This is a genomic window from Mailhella massiliensis (assembly GCF_900155525.1).
In the GTDB taxonomy this organism is placed as follows: Bacteria; Desulfobacterota; Desulfovibrionia; order Desulfovibrionales; family Desulfovibrionaceae; genus Mailhella; species Mailhella massiliensis.
Map to the genome: position 1 here is coordinate 13,675 of NZ_LT706937.1, position 16,828 is coordinate 30,502.

The 16,828-nt window shown below is 60.2% G+C and carries 16 protein-coding genes; 12 read left to right on the top strand and 4 right to left on the bottom strand.

What is annotated here, in order from left to right:
* Positions 1–207: 207 nt before the first annotated feature.
* Genes CZ345_RS00600 through CZ345_RS00615 form a run of 4 tightly spaced genes read left to right on the top strand, consistent with a single transcriptional unit; the run spans position 208 to position 3,493 of the window.
* Positions 208–1,950, top strand: a complete 1,743-nt coding sequence (locus tag CZ345_RS00600; RefSeq protein ID WP_077071267.1) for an aldehyde ferredoxin oxidoreductase C-terminal domain-containing protein — start codon at positions 208–210, stop codon at positions 1,948–1,950.
* Positions 1,951–1,998: 48 nt separating this feature from the next.
* The gene (locus CZ345_RS00605) at positions 1,999–2,247 is read left to right on the top strand and encodes a MoaD/ThiS family protein (protein WP_077071268.1); all 249 of its coding nucleotides are present in this window, start codon (positions 1,999–2,001) and stop codon (positions 2,245–2,247) included.
* Complete coding sequence (locus CZ345_RS00610) at positions 2,248–3,105, top strand: HesA/MoeB/ThiF family protein (RefSeq protein WP_077071269.1); 858 nt, start codon at positions 2,248–2,250, stop codon at positions 3,103–3,105.
* A gap of 34 nt (positions 3,106–3,139) precedes the next feature.
* The gene (locus tag CZ345_RS00615; protein ID WP_077071270.1) at positions 3,140–3,493 is read left to right on the top strand and encodes a transposase; all 354 of its coding nucleotides are present in this window, start codon (positions 3,140–3,142) and stop codon (positions 3,491–3,493) included.
* Positions 3,494–3,914: 421 nt separating this feature from the next.
* On the opposite strand, the gene CZ345_RS00620 is transcribed toward CZ345_RS00615, so the two are convergent.
* From CZ345_RS00620 to CZ345_RS16960, 3 genes are all read right to left on the bottom strand, one after another.
* Positions 3,915–5,873, bottom strand: coding sequence for a molybdopterin biosynthesis protein (locus CZ345_RS00620; RefSeq protein ID WP_077071271.1), 1,959 nt, complete (start codon positions 5,871–5,873; stop codon positions 3,915–3,917).
* A gap of 161 nt (positions 5,874–6,034) precedes the next feature.
* The gene (locus tag CZ345_RS00625) at positions 6,035–7,261 is read right to left on the bottom strand and encodes a molybdopterin molybdotransferase MoeA (protein WP_077071272.1); all 1,227 of its coding nucleotides are present in this window, start codon (positions 7,259–7,261) and stop codon (positions 6,035–6,037) included.
* Between the two features lie 79 nt (positions 7,262–7,340).
* Positions 7,341–7,658, bottom strand: a complete 318-nt coding sequence (locus CZ345_RS16960) for a hypothetical protein (protein WP_162274897.1) — start codon at positions 7,656–7,658, stop codon at positions 7,341–7,343.
* Between CZ345_RS16960 and CZ345_RS00635 the strand changes: the two genes are divergently transcribed.
* Genes CZ345_RS00635 through moaA form a run of 7 tightly spaced genes read left to right on the top strand, consistent with a single transcriptional unit; the run spans position 7,644 to position 13,474 of the window.
* Complete coding sequence (locus tag CZ345_RS00635; RefSeq protein ID WP_239446566.1) at positions 7,644–8,627, top strand: TOBE domain-containing protein; 984 nt, start codon at positions 7,644–7,646, stop codon at positions 8,625–8,627. The two genes, CZ345_RS16960 and CZ345_RS00635, sit on opposite strands and share 15 nt — an antisense overlap.
* Positions 8,628–8,669: 42 nt before the next feature.
* The gene (locus CZ345_RS00640) at positions 8,670–9,491 is read left to right on the top strand and encodes an ABC transporter substrate-binding protein (protein WP_077071274.1); all 822 of its coding nucleotides are present in this window, start codon (positions 8,670–8,672) and stop codon (positions 9,489–9,491) included.
* Between the two features lie 44 nt (positions 9,492–9,535).
* A complete protein-coding gene (locus CZ345_RS00645; protein WP_077071275.1) occupies positions 9,536–10,231 on the top strand; it encodes an ABC transporter permease in 696 nt (231 codons plus the stop codon).
* Positions 10,228–10,863 carry an ABC transporter ATP-binding protein gene (locus CZ345_RS00650; protein WP_077071276.1) on the top strand — a complete coding sequence of 212 codons (636 nt, stop codon included), beginning with the start codon at positions 10,228–10,230 and terminating at the stop codon, positions 10,861–10,863. Before CZ345_RS00645 ends, CZ345_RS00650 begins: the two co-directional genes overlap by 4 nt.
* A gap of 47 nt (positions 10,864–10,910) precedes the next feature.
* A complete protein-coding gene (locus CZ345_RS00655; RefSeq protein WP_077071412.1) occupies positions 10,911–11,366 on the top strand; it encodes an MOSC domain-containing protein in 456 nt (151 codons plus the stop codon).
* 13 nt (positions 11,367–11,379) lie between these two features.
* Positions 11,380–12,417: a bifunctional molybdenum cofactor biosynthesis protein MoaC/MoaB gene (gene moaCB, locus CZ345_RS00660; RefSeq protein ID WP_077071277.1), complete on the top strand. Its 1,038-nt coding sequence runs from the start codon at positions 11,380–11,382 to the stop codon at positions 12,415–12,417.
* Position 12,418: 1 nt separating this feature from the next.
* On the top strand, positions 12,419–13,474 hold the full coding sequence (moaA, locus tag CZ345_RS00665) for a GTP 3',8-cyclase MoaA (RefSeq protein ID WP_077071278.1): 1,056 nt from the start codon (positions 12,419–12,421) through the stop codon (positions 13,472–13,474).
* Between the two features lie 72 nt (positions 13,475–13,546).
* Here moaA and CZ345_RS00670 read toward each other — a convergent pair whose 3' ends face one another.
* Positions 13,547–14,497: a LysR family transcriptional regulator gene (locus tag CZ345_RS00670; RefSeq protein WP_083717030.1), complete on the bottom strand. Its 951-nt coding sequence runs from the start codon at positions 14,495–14,497 to the stop codon at positions 13,547–13,549.
* A 274-nt stretch (positions 14,498–14,771) separates the two neighbouring features.
* Between CZ345_RS00670 and CZ345_RS00675 the strand changes: the two genes are divergently transcribed.
* Entirely contained in the window at positions 14,772–16,805 is a 2,034-nt protein-coding gene (locus tag CZ345_RS00675) for an FAD-dependent oxidoreductase (RefSeq protein WP_077071280.1), read from the top strand.
* The last annotated feature ends 23 nt before the right edge of the window (positions 16,806–16,828 follow it).

Sequence of the window (16,828 nt, forward strand, 5' to 3'; positions counted from 1 at the left end):
CCGCCATGCTCCTCCTTCATGGCCATACGCCCGGTTCCTTTCCTTACCGGCCGCTTCCGCGCCAGAAAGTCACGAAACAGGCTTTTTCCGTCAAAAGCGTGATTGTTTTTTCTCTTCCTTGACGAAAAAAATCCTCCGGCCCTATGTTCGCCTTAAAGGAGCTTCTCCTATCCTACAAGCAACCGCGAACCAGACAAGGAGCACGGCATGTTTCGTTTTCTGCGTGTGAACATGGCCACCAAGGCCTGCTTTTTTGAAGACATCCCCGAAGAATACGCCGGTCTCGGCGGCCGCGCGCTGACGTCCACCATCGTCGCCCGCGAAGTCAACCCCATCTGCACGCCCCTCGGCCCGCACAACAAGCTGGTGTTCGCTCCCGGCCTTCTCGGAGCCACCAACAGCCCCAACTCCAACCGTATTTCCGTGGGCTGCAAAAGCCCGCTGACCGACGGCATCAAGGAATCCAACTCCGGCGGTCAGCCCGGCGGCCATCTCGCCAAGCTCGGCATTCTCGCCATCATCGTGGAAGAAATGGCCACGGAAGGCGAATGGTGGCAGCTTGAAGTGAGCAAGGACAGCGCAAGACTCGTGCCCTCCCCCGTGGCCGGGCTGAACAACTTCGACGCCGTGGCCAGGCTCGTGGAAACCTACGGCAAGGAATGCAGCTACGTCACCATCGGCAGGGCCGGCGAATTCAAGCTGACCGCCGCCAGCATCGCCTTCACCGACAGAGAACTGCGTCCCCAGCGCCATGCCGGACGCGGCGGCGTGGGCGCCGTCATGGGTTCCAAGGGCCTGAAGGCCATCATCATCAACCCCGAAGGCGGCAAGAACCATCCCCTCGCGGATGAGGAAGCCTTCAAGGCTGCTTCCAAACGCTTCGCCAAGGCTCTCACCAGCCATCCCATCACGGGCAAAGGCCTTGCCGAATACGGCACCGCCGTGCTCGTCAACATTCTGCACGAAGCCGGCGGCCTGCCCACCAGAAACTTCACCGTCGGCCAGTTTGAACAGCACGAAGCCGTTTCCGGCGAACGCATGAACCAGCTCACCAAGGAACGCGGCGGCGAAGGCGCTGTGGCCCACGGCTGCATGAGCGGCTGCATCATCCGCTGCAGCGGCATCTTCCCCGACGCTCAGGGCAAGTTCAAGAGCAAGTGGCCCGAATATGAAACCCTGTGGTGCTTCGGCCCCCACAGCAACATCGGCGATCTTGACCTCATCTGCACCTTCGACCATATGTGCGACGACTTTGGTGTGGATACCATCGACGTGGGCGTGGCCATCGGCGTGGCCATGGCCGGCGGCGGTATTCCTCTCGGCGACGGCAAGGCCGTGCTCGAGGCCATGCAGGGCATCAGCGACGGCACGCCCCTCGGCCGCGTCATCGGCTGCGGTACGGCGACCACCGGCCGCGTGTTCGGCGTGAGAAGAGTTCCCTGCGTCAAGGGCCAGAGCCTGCCCGCCTACGATCCCCGCGCCGTCAAGGGCGTGGGCGTCACCTACGCCACCACCCCCATGGGTGCGGACCATACCGCCGGCTACTCCGTGACCGCCAACATTCTGAGCTGCGGCGGCAAGGTCGATCCGCTCAAGAAGGAAGGCCAGATCGAACTTTCCCGCAACCTGCAGATAGCCACGGCTTCGGTGGACAGCGTGGGTCTGTGCCTGTTCACGGCCTTTGCCATCCTCGACATCCCGGATGCTCTCGCCGCCATCGTGGACATGCTCAACGCCAAGTTCGGCTGGAACCTCACCGGCGACGACGTGGTCACCCTGGGCCAGCGCATTCTGTCCACGGAAATCGACTTCAACCGTCGCGCGGGCATCACGGAAGCCGCCGACCACCTGCCCGACTTCTTCAGCGACGAGCCCGTGGCGCCGCACAACACGACGTTCGACTTCACGCCTGAAGAACTGCAGACCACCTTCAACTGGATCAAGAAGTAACCTATTACGCCCTCGCGCGGCACACGCCGCGCGAGGGATCTTCCGCCCATGAGCATACAGATACGACTGAGCACCACCCTGCGCGACCTTGTTCCCGGCTACGATCCGGAAACGGGACTCACCTTTGAACTTCGCGAAGGTGAAACCTCCCTCACGGCCGAAGAGACGGCAAGGCGCATCGGCATTCCCCCGGAAGAAATCACCATCGTCATGATCAACAGCCGCCAGAACGAACTCGGCGATCTGGTGCATGACGGCGACCGTGTGGCCTTCTTCCCCCCCGTGGGAGGCGGTTAGATGAACGCCCTTCCCGAACGAGAACACCTGCTTTCCCTGCTCGAACCCTTCCTGCAGGGCAGCGCGGAGGAATCCTCCGTCCGGGCCGAGGGCATACGCCTGCTGGCAAAGAAGTTCCGGCTTTCCGAAAGGGAGGCCATGCTCGCCCTGCTCCGGCAGGACATCTGGCCTTTGCGCTTCATCCGCAGCAAAGGGGGCTTCCGCGCGGAGGATATTGCGCTGCTCATGGATCTTCGCATCCTCATTGCAGGCTGCGGAGGGCTGGGCGGACAGGTTGCGGAGCTTCTCGCGCGTACGGGCGCGGGACGGCTCACGCTCTGCGACCCCGATGTTTTTGAAGAGAGCAATCTCAACAGACAGTGCTTCTGCACGGAAAAGACGCTGGGCCGGCCCAAGGCCGAAGTCTGCCGTGAGGGACTTCTGGATATAGCCCCCTACATGGATATCGAGGCCTGCGTCACGGCGCTGGATGAAAGGAATCTGCCCGGTTTTCTGCAGCGCGCGGATGTGGTCATCGACTGCCTCGATTCCGTGGCGGGAAAGAAAATGCTGGAAAAGGCCGCCCTGGAAGCGGACGTGCCCTGCGTGCACGGAGCCGTTTCCCGAAGCGAAGGATTCGCCCTTTTCGACGAAAACGTGCCCCTTCCCTGCGCGTTGCTGTATCCCGATGAGGGGGATTTTTCCCGCTCTCACCCGCCCATGAACGCCCACGCGCTTACCGTAACGGGAACCTCCTGTCTCATGGTCGCTCTGCTTCTGCGCCGCGTCTGCGGAAAGAGGCGCGGCGACGGACAGCTCTTTCACCTCGATCTTTCCATTCCCGAACTGGAAAGGCTCGCCTTCAAAGGCAGACCGTAGTGCGGGATCATCGTTTTAATACAAGGAACTCGGCATGGCATTCATCAGCGATCAGCAATGGAGACGTATAGAACCCTTTCTCGCCCGAGGCAAAAAGGTGGGGCGTCCGCGCAAAAGCGACCGTGAAACGCTGGAAGCCGTTCTCTATGTTCTGACGACGGGCTGCCGCTGGTGCGACCTTCCCCGCGATATGGGCAGCTATGTTACCGCATGGCGTCGCTTCACCGCCTGGAAAAAGGACGGCACGTTCGACATCATCCGTTCCTGCCTGCCCGCCAGCATACAGCTTTCCGAAAATGCCAGCACTCCCCGGAAAATAAAGGAAGGCAAGTGCAGCCTGGCCATGAAGAAGTACTCAGGAACCAAAGCCCCGCAGGCGGAATCCTGATCTCAGGCACCGCACGGGCATCGGCCGCGCCTCATTCCCGGCAGATCCTGCACAGCCTTTCCCGCTTTGCCGCAGGAAAGGCTTTTTCATACACGGCGCCCCCGCGGACGCGCTCCGGCGAAGCTTTTCTCTTCAAACGTATCTTCTTTACAGTCGGCCGGATCTCCATACGGCTGTTTCCCTTGCGTACGCCGTCCATCGGCACCGTTCATCCGGCATCACGCGTCCACGGCAGGCGGAAACTCCCGCTTCCTGTCCGCCCGGATAAAAAACGCGCTTTCTCCCTGCCTGCCTCACAGGCTCCTGCAGGGAAAAAGCGCGTCTCTTCCGCCTTGTGGGAAAAACGGTCGTTCTTCCGCACAAGGCATGATCCGTCATCTTCCGGCCATTCTGCCTTCTGCAGCAGAAAGCCGGAACAATGCTATTTTCCGTCGTATTCCCAGAGAATCTCCCCGGTACGCCCCACACCGTAGCCGCCCATGGCAAGAACGGCGTTCTTGAAGACATCCGAACGGATGACGTCCAGCAGCGCGAGGATTCTCGCATCCTCCGCATAACGGCAGGGAATGACGAGATCGTATTCCTCCACGCCCACGGAAATAAATTCCAGCCCGAGAGCCGCGGCTGCGGAACGCACGCCGAGTCCGGCATCGGCCCTGCCGGAAAGCACGGCCGCCGCCACGTTCATGTGCGTGTACTCCTCGTCTCTGTAGCCCTGTACGCGGGCGGGGGAAAGGCCGCGCTTTTTCAGTTCATAATCCAGAAGCACGCGGGTTCCGCTGCCTCTCTGGCGGTTGATGAAGCGCACGTCCTCCCGGCAGAGGTCTTCAAAGGAGGCAACCTTCTTCGGATTGCCGGGCAGAACCATGATCCCCTGTTCCCTGTCCACCAGATGCACCAGAAGAGAAGGCACCCCTTTCAGGTGTTCCCGCATGGCGCTGCGGTTGTAGACGCCCGTTTCCTCATCCAGCAGGTGACTGCCCGCCAGATGGCACTGTCCGCGTCCGAGGGCGAGAAGCCCTCCGAGAGAACCCACATGCGCCGAGGTGAGGCGGAAGCCGGGATGGTTCCTTCTCAGCATACTGTCGATAAGATCCAGCGTATTGTCATGGCTGCCCGTGGCGAGCAGCGCCCCCTCTATTTCCCTGCGGGTACGGAACAGCTCCGCCCGCACGGCTTCCCCGGCGTTCAGGCCTTCGCGGTCACGTTCCACGGGGATCACCGCATCGGCACGGGAAAGGCTGGTCACCGTACCGGCGCCGCGGGGCAGAGGTACGGCAAAACAGGTTCCATTCACCATGCCGAGTTTCACACGGACACGCTCTTCCATGCCCGGCCGTGAGGGAATGGGATTACAGGGAACCACCTCCAGACTCTCCCGGCAGGCAGGCTCCCTCTTCAGCCAACGGGCAAGAAGGGGCAGAACAAATTCTTCCATGGCCACAATGGCGGAAACGGGATAACCGGGCGTCCCCACCACGGGCACGCTGCGTCCGCCCTCCGTCACAAGGCCGAGAGCCGTGGGCTTGCCCGGCATGACGGCCACGCCGTGCACGAGAAGTTCTCCCATGGAGGCGATGACGTCGGCCGTGTAGTCGTGGCTGCCCGCCGAGGAACCGGCGTTCAGCACCACAAGGTCGGCCCCTTCCTCCATGGCACGGCGCACGGAGGCGCGGATGAGTTCCGGCTCATCCGGCACGACGGGGTACACCTCCGCCTCGCCTCCGGCCTCTGCTATCATGGCGGAAAAAATAATGGAATTAAATTCGGGAAGAGCACGCCCCGCCCGGAGATCCTCTTCCTTCGCCTCATCGAGCGCCACAATTTCCGAGCCGCTGGGAATCACGACCACCTTCGGCTTCCTGAGTACCACGGGATGCGTCACGCCCCCTGCGGCCAAAGCGCCCAGCTCATACGGCCCGATGGCCACGCCCGGCGCGAGAATGATTTCCGTGGCCACCATGTCTTCCCCGAGCTTGCGCACATGCTGCCAGGGAAAGGCAGCTTTTTCTATGACGGCGAATCTGCCCTCTTCCTCCAGATTCACATGCTCCACCATGACCACGGCGTTGCAGCCCGAAGGAAGCGGATGACCGGTATTGATCCAGAAGGCGTCCTTTCCTATTTCCAGGCGCAGGGGCCTCCGGGGAGAGGCGGTGAAGGTATCTTCCGCCTTCACGGCAATGCCGTCCATGGCCGCGCCGTGAAAGGCCGGGGAGGAACGCAGGGCATCCACCGGACGGGCAAGCACCCGGTGCAGCGCAGCGGAAAGGGGAACGCTCTCCTCCTCCGGTTCGGAAAGCGACGTGTCGATACGGGAAAACCAGAGATCCCGGGCCTCTCCGGGAGCCATCATCGTAAGGTAGGTATGCCTGGCCATAGAATCCTCTTTCGGCGCATCTCTGCGCCCCGGTCAAAAAAGCGCATACGCCGCCGTGCGGGCCGCAGCCGGGCCTGCCGCAGGCGCACGCCTTTTCCTGCATGAAAAAACGGCCGCCCTGCCCTCCGTATCGGCGAAGACGGCCCGCAATACGCTCCGCTCTAATCCAGAATGTAGGCGGATACCACCTGCCCGGCATACAGCCCTTCGCTGTTTTCCGGGCAGACCACCAGAGCATCAGCGCTCACAAGGCCGGAAATCAGCCCCGAAGGCGTGGTGACGGGCTCGGCCGTCCAGCCTTGTTCCGTGAGGGAAAGCCGGACGCGGATGAAATCCCGCCGCCCCTGAGCGGAAGCCACGGCACGGGAAAGCACCGCCGGAACCGAAGGCATCATGCCCTCCCGGCCGCCCTGAAGGCGGCGCAGCAGAGGCAGAAGAAAAACGCGGGCGCACACAAGGGCGCTCGACACATGACCGGGCAAGCCCATGAGCCAGGCCGCACCGGAACGGGCGAGAATAAAGGGCTTTCCGGGGCTGATGGCCACGCCGTGGGCCAGAAGTTCGCTCTGCGGCATGGCGCGGAAAATATCCACGGTATGATCGCGCATGCCTGCCGAAGAACCGCCGGAAAGAAGCACCACATCGGCACGGGAAAGGGCTCCGCGTACCACGGACTCCAGCGCCGCCATGTCGTCGCGCACAAGCCCTTCCATGCTCACCTCGGCCCCCGCGCTCCGGCACAGGGCCGCCAGAGAGTGGGAGTTCACGTCGCGCACCTGCCCGGGCGCAGGCTTCTGCGTAAAGGGGACCACTTCGTCTCCGGTGGAAACAATGGCCACACGGGGCCTGCGGAACACAGGCACGACGCACTGACCGAGCGCGGCAAGAAGGCCTATTTCCTGAGGACGCAGCCGCCTCCCTGCAGGAAGAAGCACGCTCCCGCAGGAGGCGTCTTCATCAGCTTCCAGCACATGGTCGCCCGGAGCCTGGGAGCGGATGAGCTCCACCATGTTTTTCCCTGCCGGGCGGGAGTACTCCACCATGACCACGCAGTCCGCCCCTTCGGGAAGCATGCCCCCCGTCATGATGCGGGCCGTCTGCCCTTCGAGAAGAGAAAATTCCGGCGCCCTGCCCATGGGGCATTCGCCTACGCATTCCAGAAGCGCGGGCGAACCTTCCTGTGCGCCGAACACATCCCGTGCGCGCACGGCATAGCCGTCCACCGTGGAACGGGCAAATCCCGGCAGATTCTCGGGGGAAATCAGATCCTCGGCCAGACGCCGCCCCGCAGAGTCGTCAAGGGGAACGCGCTCCGCGCTCAGCGGCGCGCATGCTTCGACGAACGAAAGGATCTCGTCCACCGGTTTAAGGGTAAGAAAGGACTTCATGCCGGGCTCCTGCGTATAAGATGGTATTTTCCGGGAGTATAGTCTTTTGAAGAAAAAAGAAAAGATACGTCTGAAAGGCTCAGGATGCAATTTTTCTGCTTTTTTCCTTGTGAATATCTTTTTTAGCCTGTGATCCCGCCATGAAGGATGAGAGTTTTGAAATGAAAACCGTCTTGTAACCGATATGTACGCCTTTCCGCATTGCCCCGGCCGAAATTTTCTGATAATGTGAAATGAGAATTTTTCTTCGGCAATATTGAAACATGGCCGACAGGCGCATTTCATTATGCCCCAGCCATGATTTTTTATGCCCTCCTGCCCGCCGAATGCCATGCCGCAGAGCATGCACGAAAAGGCGCGGGAGAGCAAAGACGGTGAAACCTTGACGCAGGAACATCTGAACAAACACATGCTCGAACAGCTCACGCTGCGCTGGGAGGCATGGGAGGCGGAAGCCACGACCACGGCGAAAAAAATCGTCCGCGCGCGGCTGCATCTTCTGTTTCTGCTCATCCGCTATGGGGGGCTGCGCCTCGGCGAGGCCCTGAACCTGAACGCGAAATCCGCCGTCGACACCGTCACCGGCATGGTTCGCGTGCCCGATCCCGGCGGCCGCGACATCATGCTCCCCCTCTCCTGCATGAAGCATATCCGGCGCATCCTCAGCCTGCCCGAAGCGGAGGATGCCGCCTTTCTGCATTTCGACCAGGGTTTCGTACGGAAAAAATTCTACGCCGTGGCGCAGGGACTCGGGCTTTCGCCGGGCATGGCCGGGCCGCGCGCCATCCGCTATGCACGGGGGCTCGAGCTTCTCAGGCTCCATGTTCCCTTCAACGTGGTGCAGGCCTTCCTCGGCCAGCAGAAAACCTCTCAGATCGCCGAATTTCTCGCCTTTGCCGGAGGCGAAGCCAAGGATATCGTGCGCGAAAGCGCCTCCGGCAGATGGAAGGAACATGAGAACGTCAATTCCTTCATAGGCATCATCACGGCCATGGAAACAGGTATGCGCGCCGCAAGCATAGAGGTCACCACCTTTTCCGATCTCGTCATCACGGCTCTTTGCGACATGCGGCAGTTCATGGACATGGCTCCGCACCTCAATCAGGTGGTCACCGTTTCCGTTACGCCGGAACACATCGTGCTTTCCACGGAAAAAAATCCGGGAAGCCTGCAGGGGCCCGTGAAGGCCACGGTCGTTTCCCTGCATCAGGACATGGTGGAAAGTTTTCTCACGCTGGAACTTGCGGACGGCACCAAGGTAAGCGCCGTGCAGGAAAGCACGCCGCTTTCCCGTCTCAGACTCAGGCAGGGCAGTCAGGTCTTCATGAGTTTTCCGGCGAGAGGAGTCCGCATCAGTACGGACTGAGCGTATCAACCGCCCTTCGGGGCCAACACAAGGAGCAACACAATGAATCACTTCGGCAAAACCCTTCTGGGCGCTCTTTTCGCCCTCTCCTGCGCCGCGCCCGTGCAGGCTGCGGATACCCTGATGATGGCCACCACCACCAGCACGCAGGATTCCGGTCTGCTGGAATATCTCGCCCCCACCTTCCAGAAGGAAACGGGCATCGACCTCAAGTGGGTGGCCGTGGGCACCGGCAAGGCCCTGGAAATCGCCAAGAACTGCGACGCCGACGTTCTGCTCGTCCATGCTCCCGACGTGGAGAGGAAGTTCATCGACGACGGCTACGGCATCGACCGCCGTCAGATCATGTACAACGACTTCGTCATCGTCGGCCCCAAGGCCGACCCTGCGAAGATCGCCGGCAAGACCACGGCGGAAGCCCTCAAGACCATCTATGACGCCAAGGCGGGCTTCGTGAGCCGCGGCGACAAGTCCGGCACCCATTCCGCGGAACTGGCGCTGTGGAAGAAGTCCAACCTGAACCCCGACAAGGAATCCTTCTACATTTCCGCCGGTCAGGGCATGATGGCCACGCTCGCCATCGCCGCCGAAAAGGGCGCCTACGCCCTTACCGACCGCGGCACCTGGATCAAGTACGCCAACAAGCAGGGCGACGCAAACCCCCTCGCCATCGTGGTTGAAGGCGACTCCGCCCTCTTCAACCAGTACAGCGTGATCACCACGAACCCCGCCATCTGCCCCAACGTCAAGAAGGATCTGGCCGGAAAGTTCGAAGACTGGTGGGTGAAGCCCGAAACCCAGAAGCTCATTGAAGACTACAAGCTGGAAGGCAAGCAGCTCTTCTTCCCCAACGCGGGCAAGTAACTCTCACGCGGGCCGGGCGACCGGCCCGCCTTCTACAGGTATCCATGGGATATTTCAGCGACGGCATGCACAAGGCGATCGCCCTTCTCCTCAACATGGACGACGCCACCTTTTCCGCGATACAGGCAACGCTTTCCTCCACAAGCTGCGCCCTCGTCATCGCCATGGTTCTGGGCCTGCCTCTGGGCTTTCTGCTCGGCTACGCCTCGTTCCCGGGCAAAAAGACGCTCCGGCTCATTTCCGATACGCTGCTGGCCTTCCCCACGGTGCTCATCGGCCTCATCGTCTATGTGCTCATCACCTACCGGGGACCGTTCGGGCAGTTCGGGCTTCTTTTCACGCTGCCCGGCATGGTCATCGGTCAGAGCATACTCGCGCTTCCCATCATCGTTTCCTGGACGGCGCAGGCCGTGGAAAGCCTGGATGCGCGATGCCGGGAAACGCTGCTCACGCTGGGAGCCTCGCCTCTTCAGGTGGCTCTGCACACCATACGCGAAGTCCGCTACGACCTCGGCATGGTCTGCGTCACGGCCTTCGGCCGCGTGGTGACGGAAGTGGGCGTGGCCATGATGCTCGGCGGCAACATCCGCTATTCCACGCGCACCATGACCACGGCCATCTCGCTGGAAACCAGCAAAGGAGAGTTCGCACAGGGCATAGCCCTCGGCCTCGTACTTCTTCTCATCGCCTTTCTGGTCAATTTTCTTCTGGCCTGGTTCAGGCGCATGGGGCGCGCATGAAAACACTTTTTGAAGCGCACGATCTCTGCAGGTGCTACGGTAGTCTGACGGCGCTCTTTCTCCCCTTCTTTTCCATGGAGCAGGGAGAAATCGTGGTGCTCACCGGAAGAAACGGCAGCGGCAAGTCCACGCTGCTCCGGCTTCTCGCCTTTCTGGAAAAAGCCACCTCCGGCACGCTCTTCTACGGCGGCTCCTCCGCCGATCCGCGCCGGGAGATCACGCTCCTTCTGCAGGAACCGTACCTCATGAAGGCTTCCGTATACTGGAACGTGACGCTCGGTCTGCGCCTGCGCGGCATGACGGACAGAAAGATTCTGCGCGAAAAATACAGAGAAGCCATGCTCGCCGTAGGCTTTGCCGACCCCGACCACATGGCCTCACGCGGGCCGGGGGAACTTTCCGGTGGAGAGAGGCAGCGCATAGCCCTCGCCTCCCGGATCATTCTTTCCCCCTCCGTGCTGCTTCTTGATGAACCCACTTCCAATGTTGACGAAGCGAGCGAAAAGGCCATACTGAATATTGTGCGTACGCTTCACGCCCGGGGCGTGAGCGTCGTTTGCGCCACGCACGACAGAGACGTTTCCGCCGCTCTGGAGGCGAGGGAAGTGGCCCTCGCCGGCAGAAAGTCCTGATCGGGCGCTCCCGGAACAAACCGCCTCTCAAAGGCTTGGAGAACATCATGCGTATCGTTGCCGTATCCACCAGTACCCGCAAGGGAGAAAAGAAAGTCAACCGCCCCGAAGTCACGCTCGTGGCCAATCACGGCGTGGAAGGCGACGTCCACGCCGACGGCACGCACCGCCAGCTCAGCCTGCTGGCCATGGAAGACATTGAATACATGCGCTCCATGGGAGCCGACGTGCATCCCGGCGACTTTGCCGAGAACATCACCACCGAGGGCGTGGAACTTCACACCTGTCCGCTCGGAACCCGCTTCACCATCGGCGACGACATCGAACTCGTGCTTACCCAGATCGGCAAGGAATGCCACATGGGCTGCGCCATACGCCAGCAGGTGGGCGACTGCATCATGCCCCGCCGCGGCGTGTTCTGCCGTATTCTGAAAGGCGGCGTGGTCAGGCCCGGCGACAGCTTCCGCATAAGCTTCCGCCCCCAGGTTCTTCCCACAGCGTGACGCCGAGGCTCCCATGTCCGATTTCTCCCATCTCGATGCCTCCGGCGCCCCCCGCATGGTGAACGTGGGCGCAAAGTCCGAAACAAAGCGCACGGCCATAGCCCGCGCCGTGGTGGAACTGAACGCCCATACTCTGGAACTTCTCAAGGCCAAGGCCCTGCCCAAGGGCGATGTGCTCACCGTGGCCCAGGTGGCGGGCATCATGGCGGCAAAGCGCACTTCCGAACTCATTCCCATGTGCCACCCTCTTGCCATCACCCATGCCGACGTGCGCTTCAAGGTGCAGGACGAGCCTCCATCCGTACTGCTGGAAGCCTCTGCCAGCACCACCGGACGCACCGGGGTGGAAATGGAAGCCATCATCGCCGCGCAGATAGCCGCGTCCACCATTTACGACATGGTCAAGGCCGTGCAGAAGGATGTGGTCATCCGCGACGTGCGCCTCATCCTGAAATCCGGCGGCAAGAGCGGACTGTTCAAAACCGACGATCCGCTGCTTTTCGAGGTGGAGGACAGCCCTCTTCCCGCCCCGCGTCCCGCCCCCGAAGCATGGAACGGGGAAGGCCTTGCCGTGGCCTGCATCACCTTGTCGGACAAGGGCTATGCCGGGGAAAGAGTCGATGAAAGCGGCCCCGCCCTCATGGACATGCTCTCCGCCCTGAATCCTGCGAAAAAGGAACTCTTCCTTCTGCCGGACGACCCGCGAGCCCTGCGCAAGCTGGTGAAGGATCTCGCCTCATCGGGCTGGGGACTCATCGTCAGCACTGGCGGCACCGGTCTTTCTCCGCGGGACTTCACGCCCGAAGCGCTTCTGCCCGTACTGGAGCGCCGCCTTCCCGGCTTTGAACAGGTCATGTTCTCCGAAGGGCTTTCGCATACGCCCCGGGCCGTGCTGTCGCGCTGCCTTGCTGGCACGCTGGGCAGAACCATGGTGCTGGCGCTGCCCGGAAGCCGCCGCGCCGCGGCGGAGAACCTCGCCTCCCTGCTGCCCGTGCTGCCCCATGCGCTGGAAAAGCTGAACGGCGACATGAGCGACTGCGGGAGAAAATGACATGCCTGAAGCCATGGATGATTCTCCCGCCCTGCTCGTCGACGGTCACGGAAGGGAAGTGCGCTACCTGCGCATTTCCGTGACCGACCGCTGCAACCTCTGCTGCCGCTACTGCCGCGACGAGGATATCCCCTTTATTCCCCATGAACGCATCCTGCGCTTTGAGGAAATCGAAAAAATCATCGGTCTCGCCGTGGAACTCGGCGTGCACAAGCTCCGTTTCACCGGCGGAGAGCCCTTTGCCAGAAAAGGCTTTCTGGATTTTCTCGTCGGGATTCACGAACGCTTCCCGCATACGGCCCTGAAGCTGACCACCAACGGCACGCTTCTTGAACCTGCGCTGGATACGCTGAAAAAACTCGGCGTTTCGGTCAACCTCTCCCTCGATACGCTGGACAGGGAAAAATACGCCTCGGTCACCGGCAGGGACATGCTCCCCACGGTGCTCGAGAACATGCACCGTATGCTGGACATGGGCATTCCCCTGAAGATCAACGCCGTGGCCATGCGCGGCGTCAACGACGACGAACTTCCCGCTCTGGCGTCTCTCGCCATGGAATGGCCTGTGGACGTCCGCTTCATCGAGTTCATGCCCATGGGGGACGCCACCATCTGGTCGAAGAACCTGTTCTGGAGCGCAGCCGATATTCTGGACTCCGCCCGCAGACACTGGGAACTCATGCCCGTGACGCTCCGTCGCAAAGACGGCGACCAGAGTGAGGGCAAGGCCGCCGAGGAGCGCGGCCCGGCGAAACTGTGGAAGCTCATCGCCGAAGACGGTACCGTTTCCCGGGGGAGCTTCGGGCTCATCACCTCCGTCACGCAGAGCTTCTGCCGTTCCTGCAACCGCCTGCGCCTCACGGCCGAGGGAAACCTCCGCACCTGCCTTTTCGACGATACGGAATACCCCATCCGCGACGTGCTGCGTGAAAAGGGACTCGACGAGGTACGCCGCATCATGATGGATGCCGTGGCCCGCAAGCCCATAGGCGCGGAAATCCTTGCCGCAAGCCACGGTCCCGTGGCGCATAAGAGAATGTCCGCCATAGGGGGATGAAGCAACCCAGAATCGAAAAAGCAGGCTCTCCTCTTTCAGGGAGAGCCTGCTTTTATTTTCCGCAAAAAAACTCTACAGCCGCTCCTGCCGGTACACCTCACGAAAACTTTCCATGATGGCCTTCTCCACGGGGGAAAGCCTGTCCTCACGCGGATAGACAAGACAGTTCAATCCCGGCATGGGATAATCTTCTACAAACAGACCTTTCAGACTGCCCTCGGGAATATTGGGATTGCGCGCGACACTGACGGGAAACACGGCGGCCACCGTGTCGTCGCGCAGAATAATGTTCAAAAGGCTCTCCTGCTTGGAACCATAGTACGGCGCGTGCTGGCGGGAAAAATACTGGTATATGCCGCTGTAAAAAAAAGCATGATCGTCGTTGGGGTAGAGCGCTGCGGTGAACTGCCCCAGATCTTCCGTTCTCAGCATCCCCCGTGAGGCCAGAGGATGGCGGCTGTTGACGATGACCGCATAATCGTCCGCTCCCATGACTTCCACGCGCATACTGCTCTTTTCCAGAACAAGACGGCGATTTTCCAGCTCTTCCGGCGGCAGAGCTCCGCAAAGTCCGATCATGGAATCCTCCATCACCATATGCATGAGCTCATCTTTCTTCCTTTCATGCAGCTCAATGGCTACATTGGGATACTTTTCCTTAAGCGACAGAACGGCCTTGCCCAGAATAAGGTTGATCATGGAACTGGTGCCAGCTATCCGTATGGGCAGTCTGGCGGCACTGTCGTCATCCATGAATTGCGCCCATCTGGAGCAGATGTCCACGATGCGCTGAACGTCATCGAGTATGGCTTCCCCCTGCGGGGTAAGACTGACGCCGGACTTCGAGCGGCTGAATACGGAAAAACCAAGACTCTTCTCCAGAGAGTTCATGGAAGCAAGCAGGGACTGTTGAGTGATATCGAGCTGCAGGGCGGCCTTGTTGATGGAACCGCAGCGAGCGATTTTCAAAAAATACCTGAACTGCCGTATTGTCATACCTGATGCCGCCTTATTTCTCTTCATGGCATCGCGTCAGCAACGGAAGCCATACACCGTGCACCCCATGATGCTCCACCAGTGTCGAGAAAATTTTCCCAAAAAAATTCTGGCCCGGAATATACTCGTAATAAAATAAAAAAATATATTATATCAAAGTGATATATTCGTTACAGCTTTTTACCTGTATAGCGTCACAACTTTCATCTTCTATGCCTGGTCCCCCAACATTGTTACGAAAGAAACAATGCTAGCAGAGTCAGATCCGACCGACCACCATTTTCTCAAGGAGAGTATATCCATGAGTTCTCCGGTTTACAAGCAGCTCTACCCGCATCTGTTCAGTCCTCTTACCGTCGGCGGCGCAACATTTAAAAACCGCATTTTCGTCGCCCCCACACATACGCCCTTTTCTGCAGGAGTGAACAATCTGATGACTCCGGAAGGAATGCGCTACTACGGCGGCTTCGCCAAAGGCGGCGCCGGAGCCGTGCATATTGGCGAATCGCTGCTGGACAGGGTCAACAGCGCGGCACACGACAGTCACCTGAACATCATAGATGAGGAATGTCTCAAAACCTACAATACCTATAACGAATACTGTCACATTTTCGGAGCCAAGACCTCCATAGAATTCAACCACAGCGGGCATTTCGCCATGCCTGCCTTCGGCGACGGCCGTGATCCCATGTCGGCCATGGATATGGACATGCCGAGCGGCGTGCATGTACGCGCCATGAACGAGGACGACATGGACTATGTGGCGCATATCTATTGCAAGGCCGCAAATATGGCCAAACGCGCCGGCTTCGACATGATCCTGCTCCACTATGGTCACGGCTGGCTCATGGGCGGCTTTCTTTCTCCCATTCTGAACAGGCGTACGGACAAGTACGGCGGCAGCGTGGAAAACCGTATGCGCTTTCCGCTCATGGTGCTCGAACGTGTGCGCAAAACCGTCGGCAAAGACTTCCTCATCGAAGTGCGTCTGAGCGGCGATGAATGTGTGCCTGAAGGCATACAGATAGAAGATACCATAGAAAACGTGCGCATGCTGCAGGACTACGCCAGCATTGTGCATATCTCCACAGGCAACCGCTTCGTTCCGTTCAGCCGGGCCATCATGCACCCCACGCACTTCATCGAGGAAGGGCACAACGTACATCTTGCGGCAAGGGTGAAGAACACGCCCGACATTCATATCCCCATCGGTACTCTGGGCGGCATCGACACTCCCGAATTTGCGGAAAAGGTTCTGGCTGAAGGCAAGGCCGACTATGTGCTTATGGCACGCGGCTGGATAGCGGACCCCGACTGGGCAAACAAGGCCCGCTGCGGCAAGGCGGAAGATATACGTCCCTGCATCCGCTGCATGCACTGTCTGGACATTCCTCTGGGCAAACGCAATACAAGTCTGCACAATATCGCGGACATTTTCGATGAGTTCCCCACCACCACGCGGCGCGCAGAATGCGCGGTGAACGTGTATCACGGCAACGGCCAGTGCCGTCTGGATCTGCCTCCGGCAAAAAGCAAAAAGAAGGTAGTCGTCATCGGCGGAGGCGTTGCAGGCCTGAATGCGGCGCTTACGGCATGCGAACGCGGACATGAAGTCGTACTCTTTGAAAAGTCCGACACTCTGGGAGGCCAGCTCTCCATCTACGCCCCGGCCATGTGGTTCAAGATCGACAATATGGAACATTACCGCCGTTACCTGGAAATACAGGTGCGCAAAGCCGCCATACGCCTCCATCTCGGCGAGGAGGCCACTCCCGAACGCGTAGCCGCGGAGTCCCCGGACGCCGTCATCGTCGCCGTAGGCGCACAGCCTCTGCTGCCTCCCATTCCGGGCCTGAACGCCCCCCACGTGTTCACCGCCATGAACATACTCGGCCATGAAAAGGAAAAACTTCCCGGCATCCGCACTGCCGTCATCGGCGGGGGGATGGTGGGCTGTGAAGTCGCACTCCAGCTTTCTCACCTCGGTTACACGGTGGATATCGTGGAAATGGCTCCCATGCTGGCTCCCGACGGCATCTATACCGAACGCGTCCATACTCTGCACCTCATGGACAACGACCCGAACATCACTTCTCATGTTTCCACCCGCTGCGTGGAAATCGAAAAGGACAAGATCGTTGTGGAAACGTCGGAAGGCGTCGAAACCATCCGGGCCGATGCCGTCATCATCTGCACGGGAATGAAATCCCTTGACGAGGAGGCCCGGCAATTCGACGACCTGGCCTTCGACGTCATCCATGTAGGCGACTGTAAAAAGGTGGGCACCGTAGCCGACGCCACGGCGGCCGGATATGACGCAGCCGCAGTACTTTAAAGTTTCTCCTGGCGTGCTGCGCA

Excerpts from the sequence above, each read along its gene's own strand:
- CZ345_RS00615 (WP_077071270.1), top strand. The coding sequence starts at position 3,140 with ATGGCATTCATCAGCGATCAGCAATGGAGACGTATAGAACCCTTTCTC.
- CZ345_RS00670 (WP_083717030.1), bottom strand. The coding sequence starts at position 14,497 with ATGAAGAGAAATAAGGCGGCATCAGGTATGACAATACGGCAGTTCAGG.
- CZ345_RS00640 (WP_077071274.1), top strand. The coding sequence starts at position 8,670 with ATGAATCACTTCGGCAAAACCCTTCTGGGCGCTCTTTTCGCCCTCTCC.
- moaCB (WP_077071277.1), top strand. The coding sequence starts at position 11,380 with ATGTCCGATTTCTCCCATCTCGATGCCTCCGGCGCCCCCCGCATGGTG.
- CZ345_RS00620 (WP_077071271.1), bottom strand. The coding sequence starts at position 5,873 with ATGGCCAGGCATACCTACCTTACGATGATGGCTCCCGGAGAGGCCCGG.
- CZ345_RS00675 (WP_077071280.1), top strand. The coding sequence starts at position 14,772 with ATGAGTTCTCCGGTTTACAAGCAGCTCTACCCGCATCTGTTCAGTCCT.
- CZ345_RS16960 (WP_162274897.1), bottom strand. The coding sequence starts at position 7,658 with ATGTTCCTGCGTCAAGGTTTCACCGTCTTTGCTCTCCCGCGCCTTTTC.
- CZ345_RS00625 (WP_077071272.1), bottom strand. The coding sequence starts at position 7,261 with ATGAAGTCCTTTCTTACCCTTAAACCGGTGGACGAGATCCTTTCGTTC.
- CZ345_RS00605 (WP_077071268.1), top strand. The coding sequence starts at position 1,999 with ATGAGCATACAGATACGACTGAGCACCACCCTGCGCGACCTTGTTCCC.
- CZ345_RS00650 (WP_077071276.1), top strand. The coding sequence starts at position 10,228 with ATGAAAACACTTTTTGAAGCGCACGATCTCTGCAGGTGCTACGGTAGT.
- moaA (WP_077071278.1), top strand. The coding sequence starts at position 12,419 with ATGCCTGAAGCCATGGATGATTCTCCCGCCCTGCTCGTCGACGGTCAC.
- CZ345_RS00645 (WP_077071275.1), top strand. The coding sequence starts at position 9,536 with ATGGGATATTTCAGCGACGGCATGCACAAGGCGATCGCCCTTCTCCTC.
- CZ345_RS00610 (WP_077071269.1), top strand. The coding sequence starts at position 2,248 with ATGAACGCCCTTCCCGAACGAGAACACCTGCTTTCCCTGCTCGAACCC.
- CZ345_RS00600 (WP_077071267.1), top strand. The coding sequence starts at position 208 with ATGTTTCGTTTTCTGCGTGTGAACATGGCCACCAAGGCCTGCTTTTTT.
- CZ345_RS00655 (WP_077071412.1), top strand. The coding sequence starts at position 10,911 with ATGCGTATCGTTGCCGTATCCACCAGTACCCGCAAGGGAGAAAAGAAA.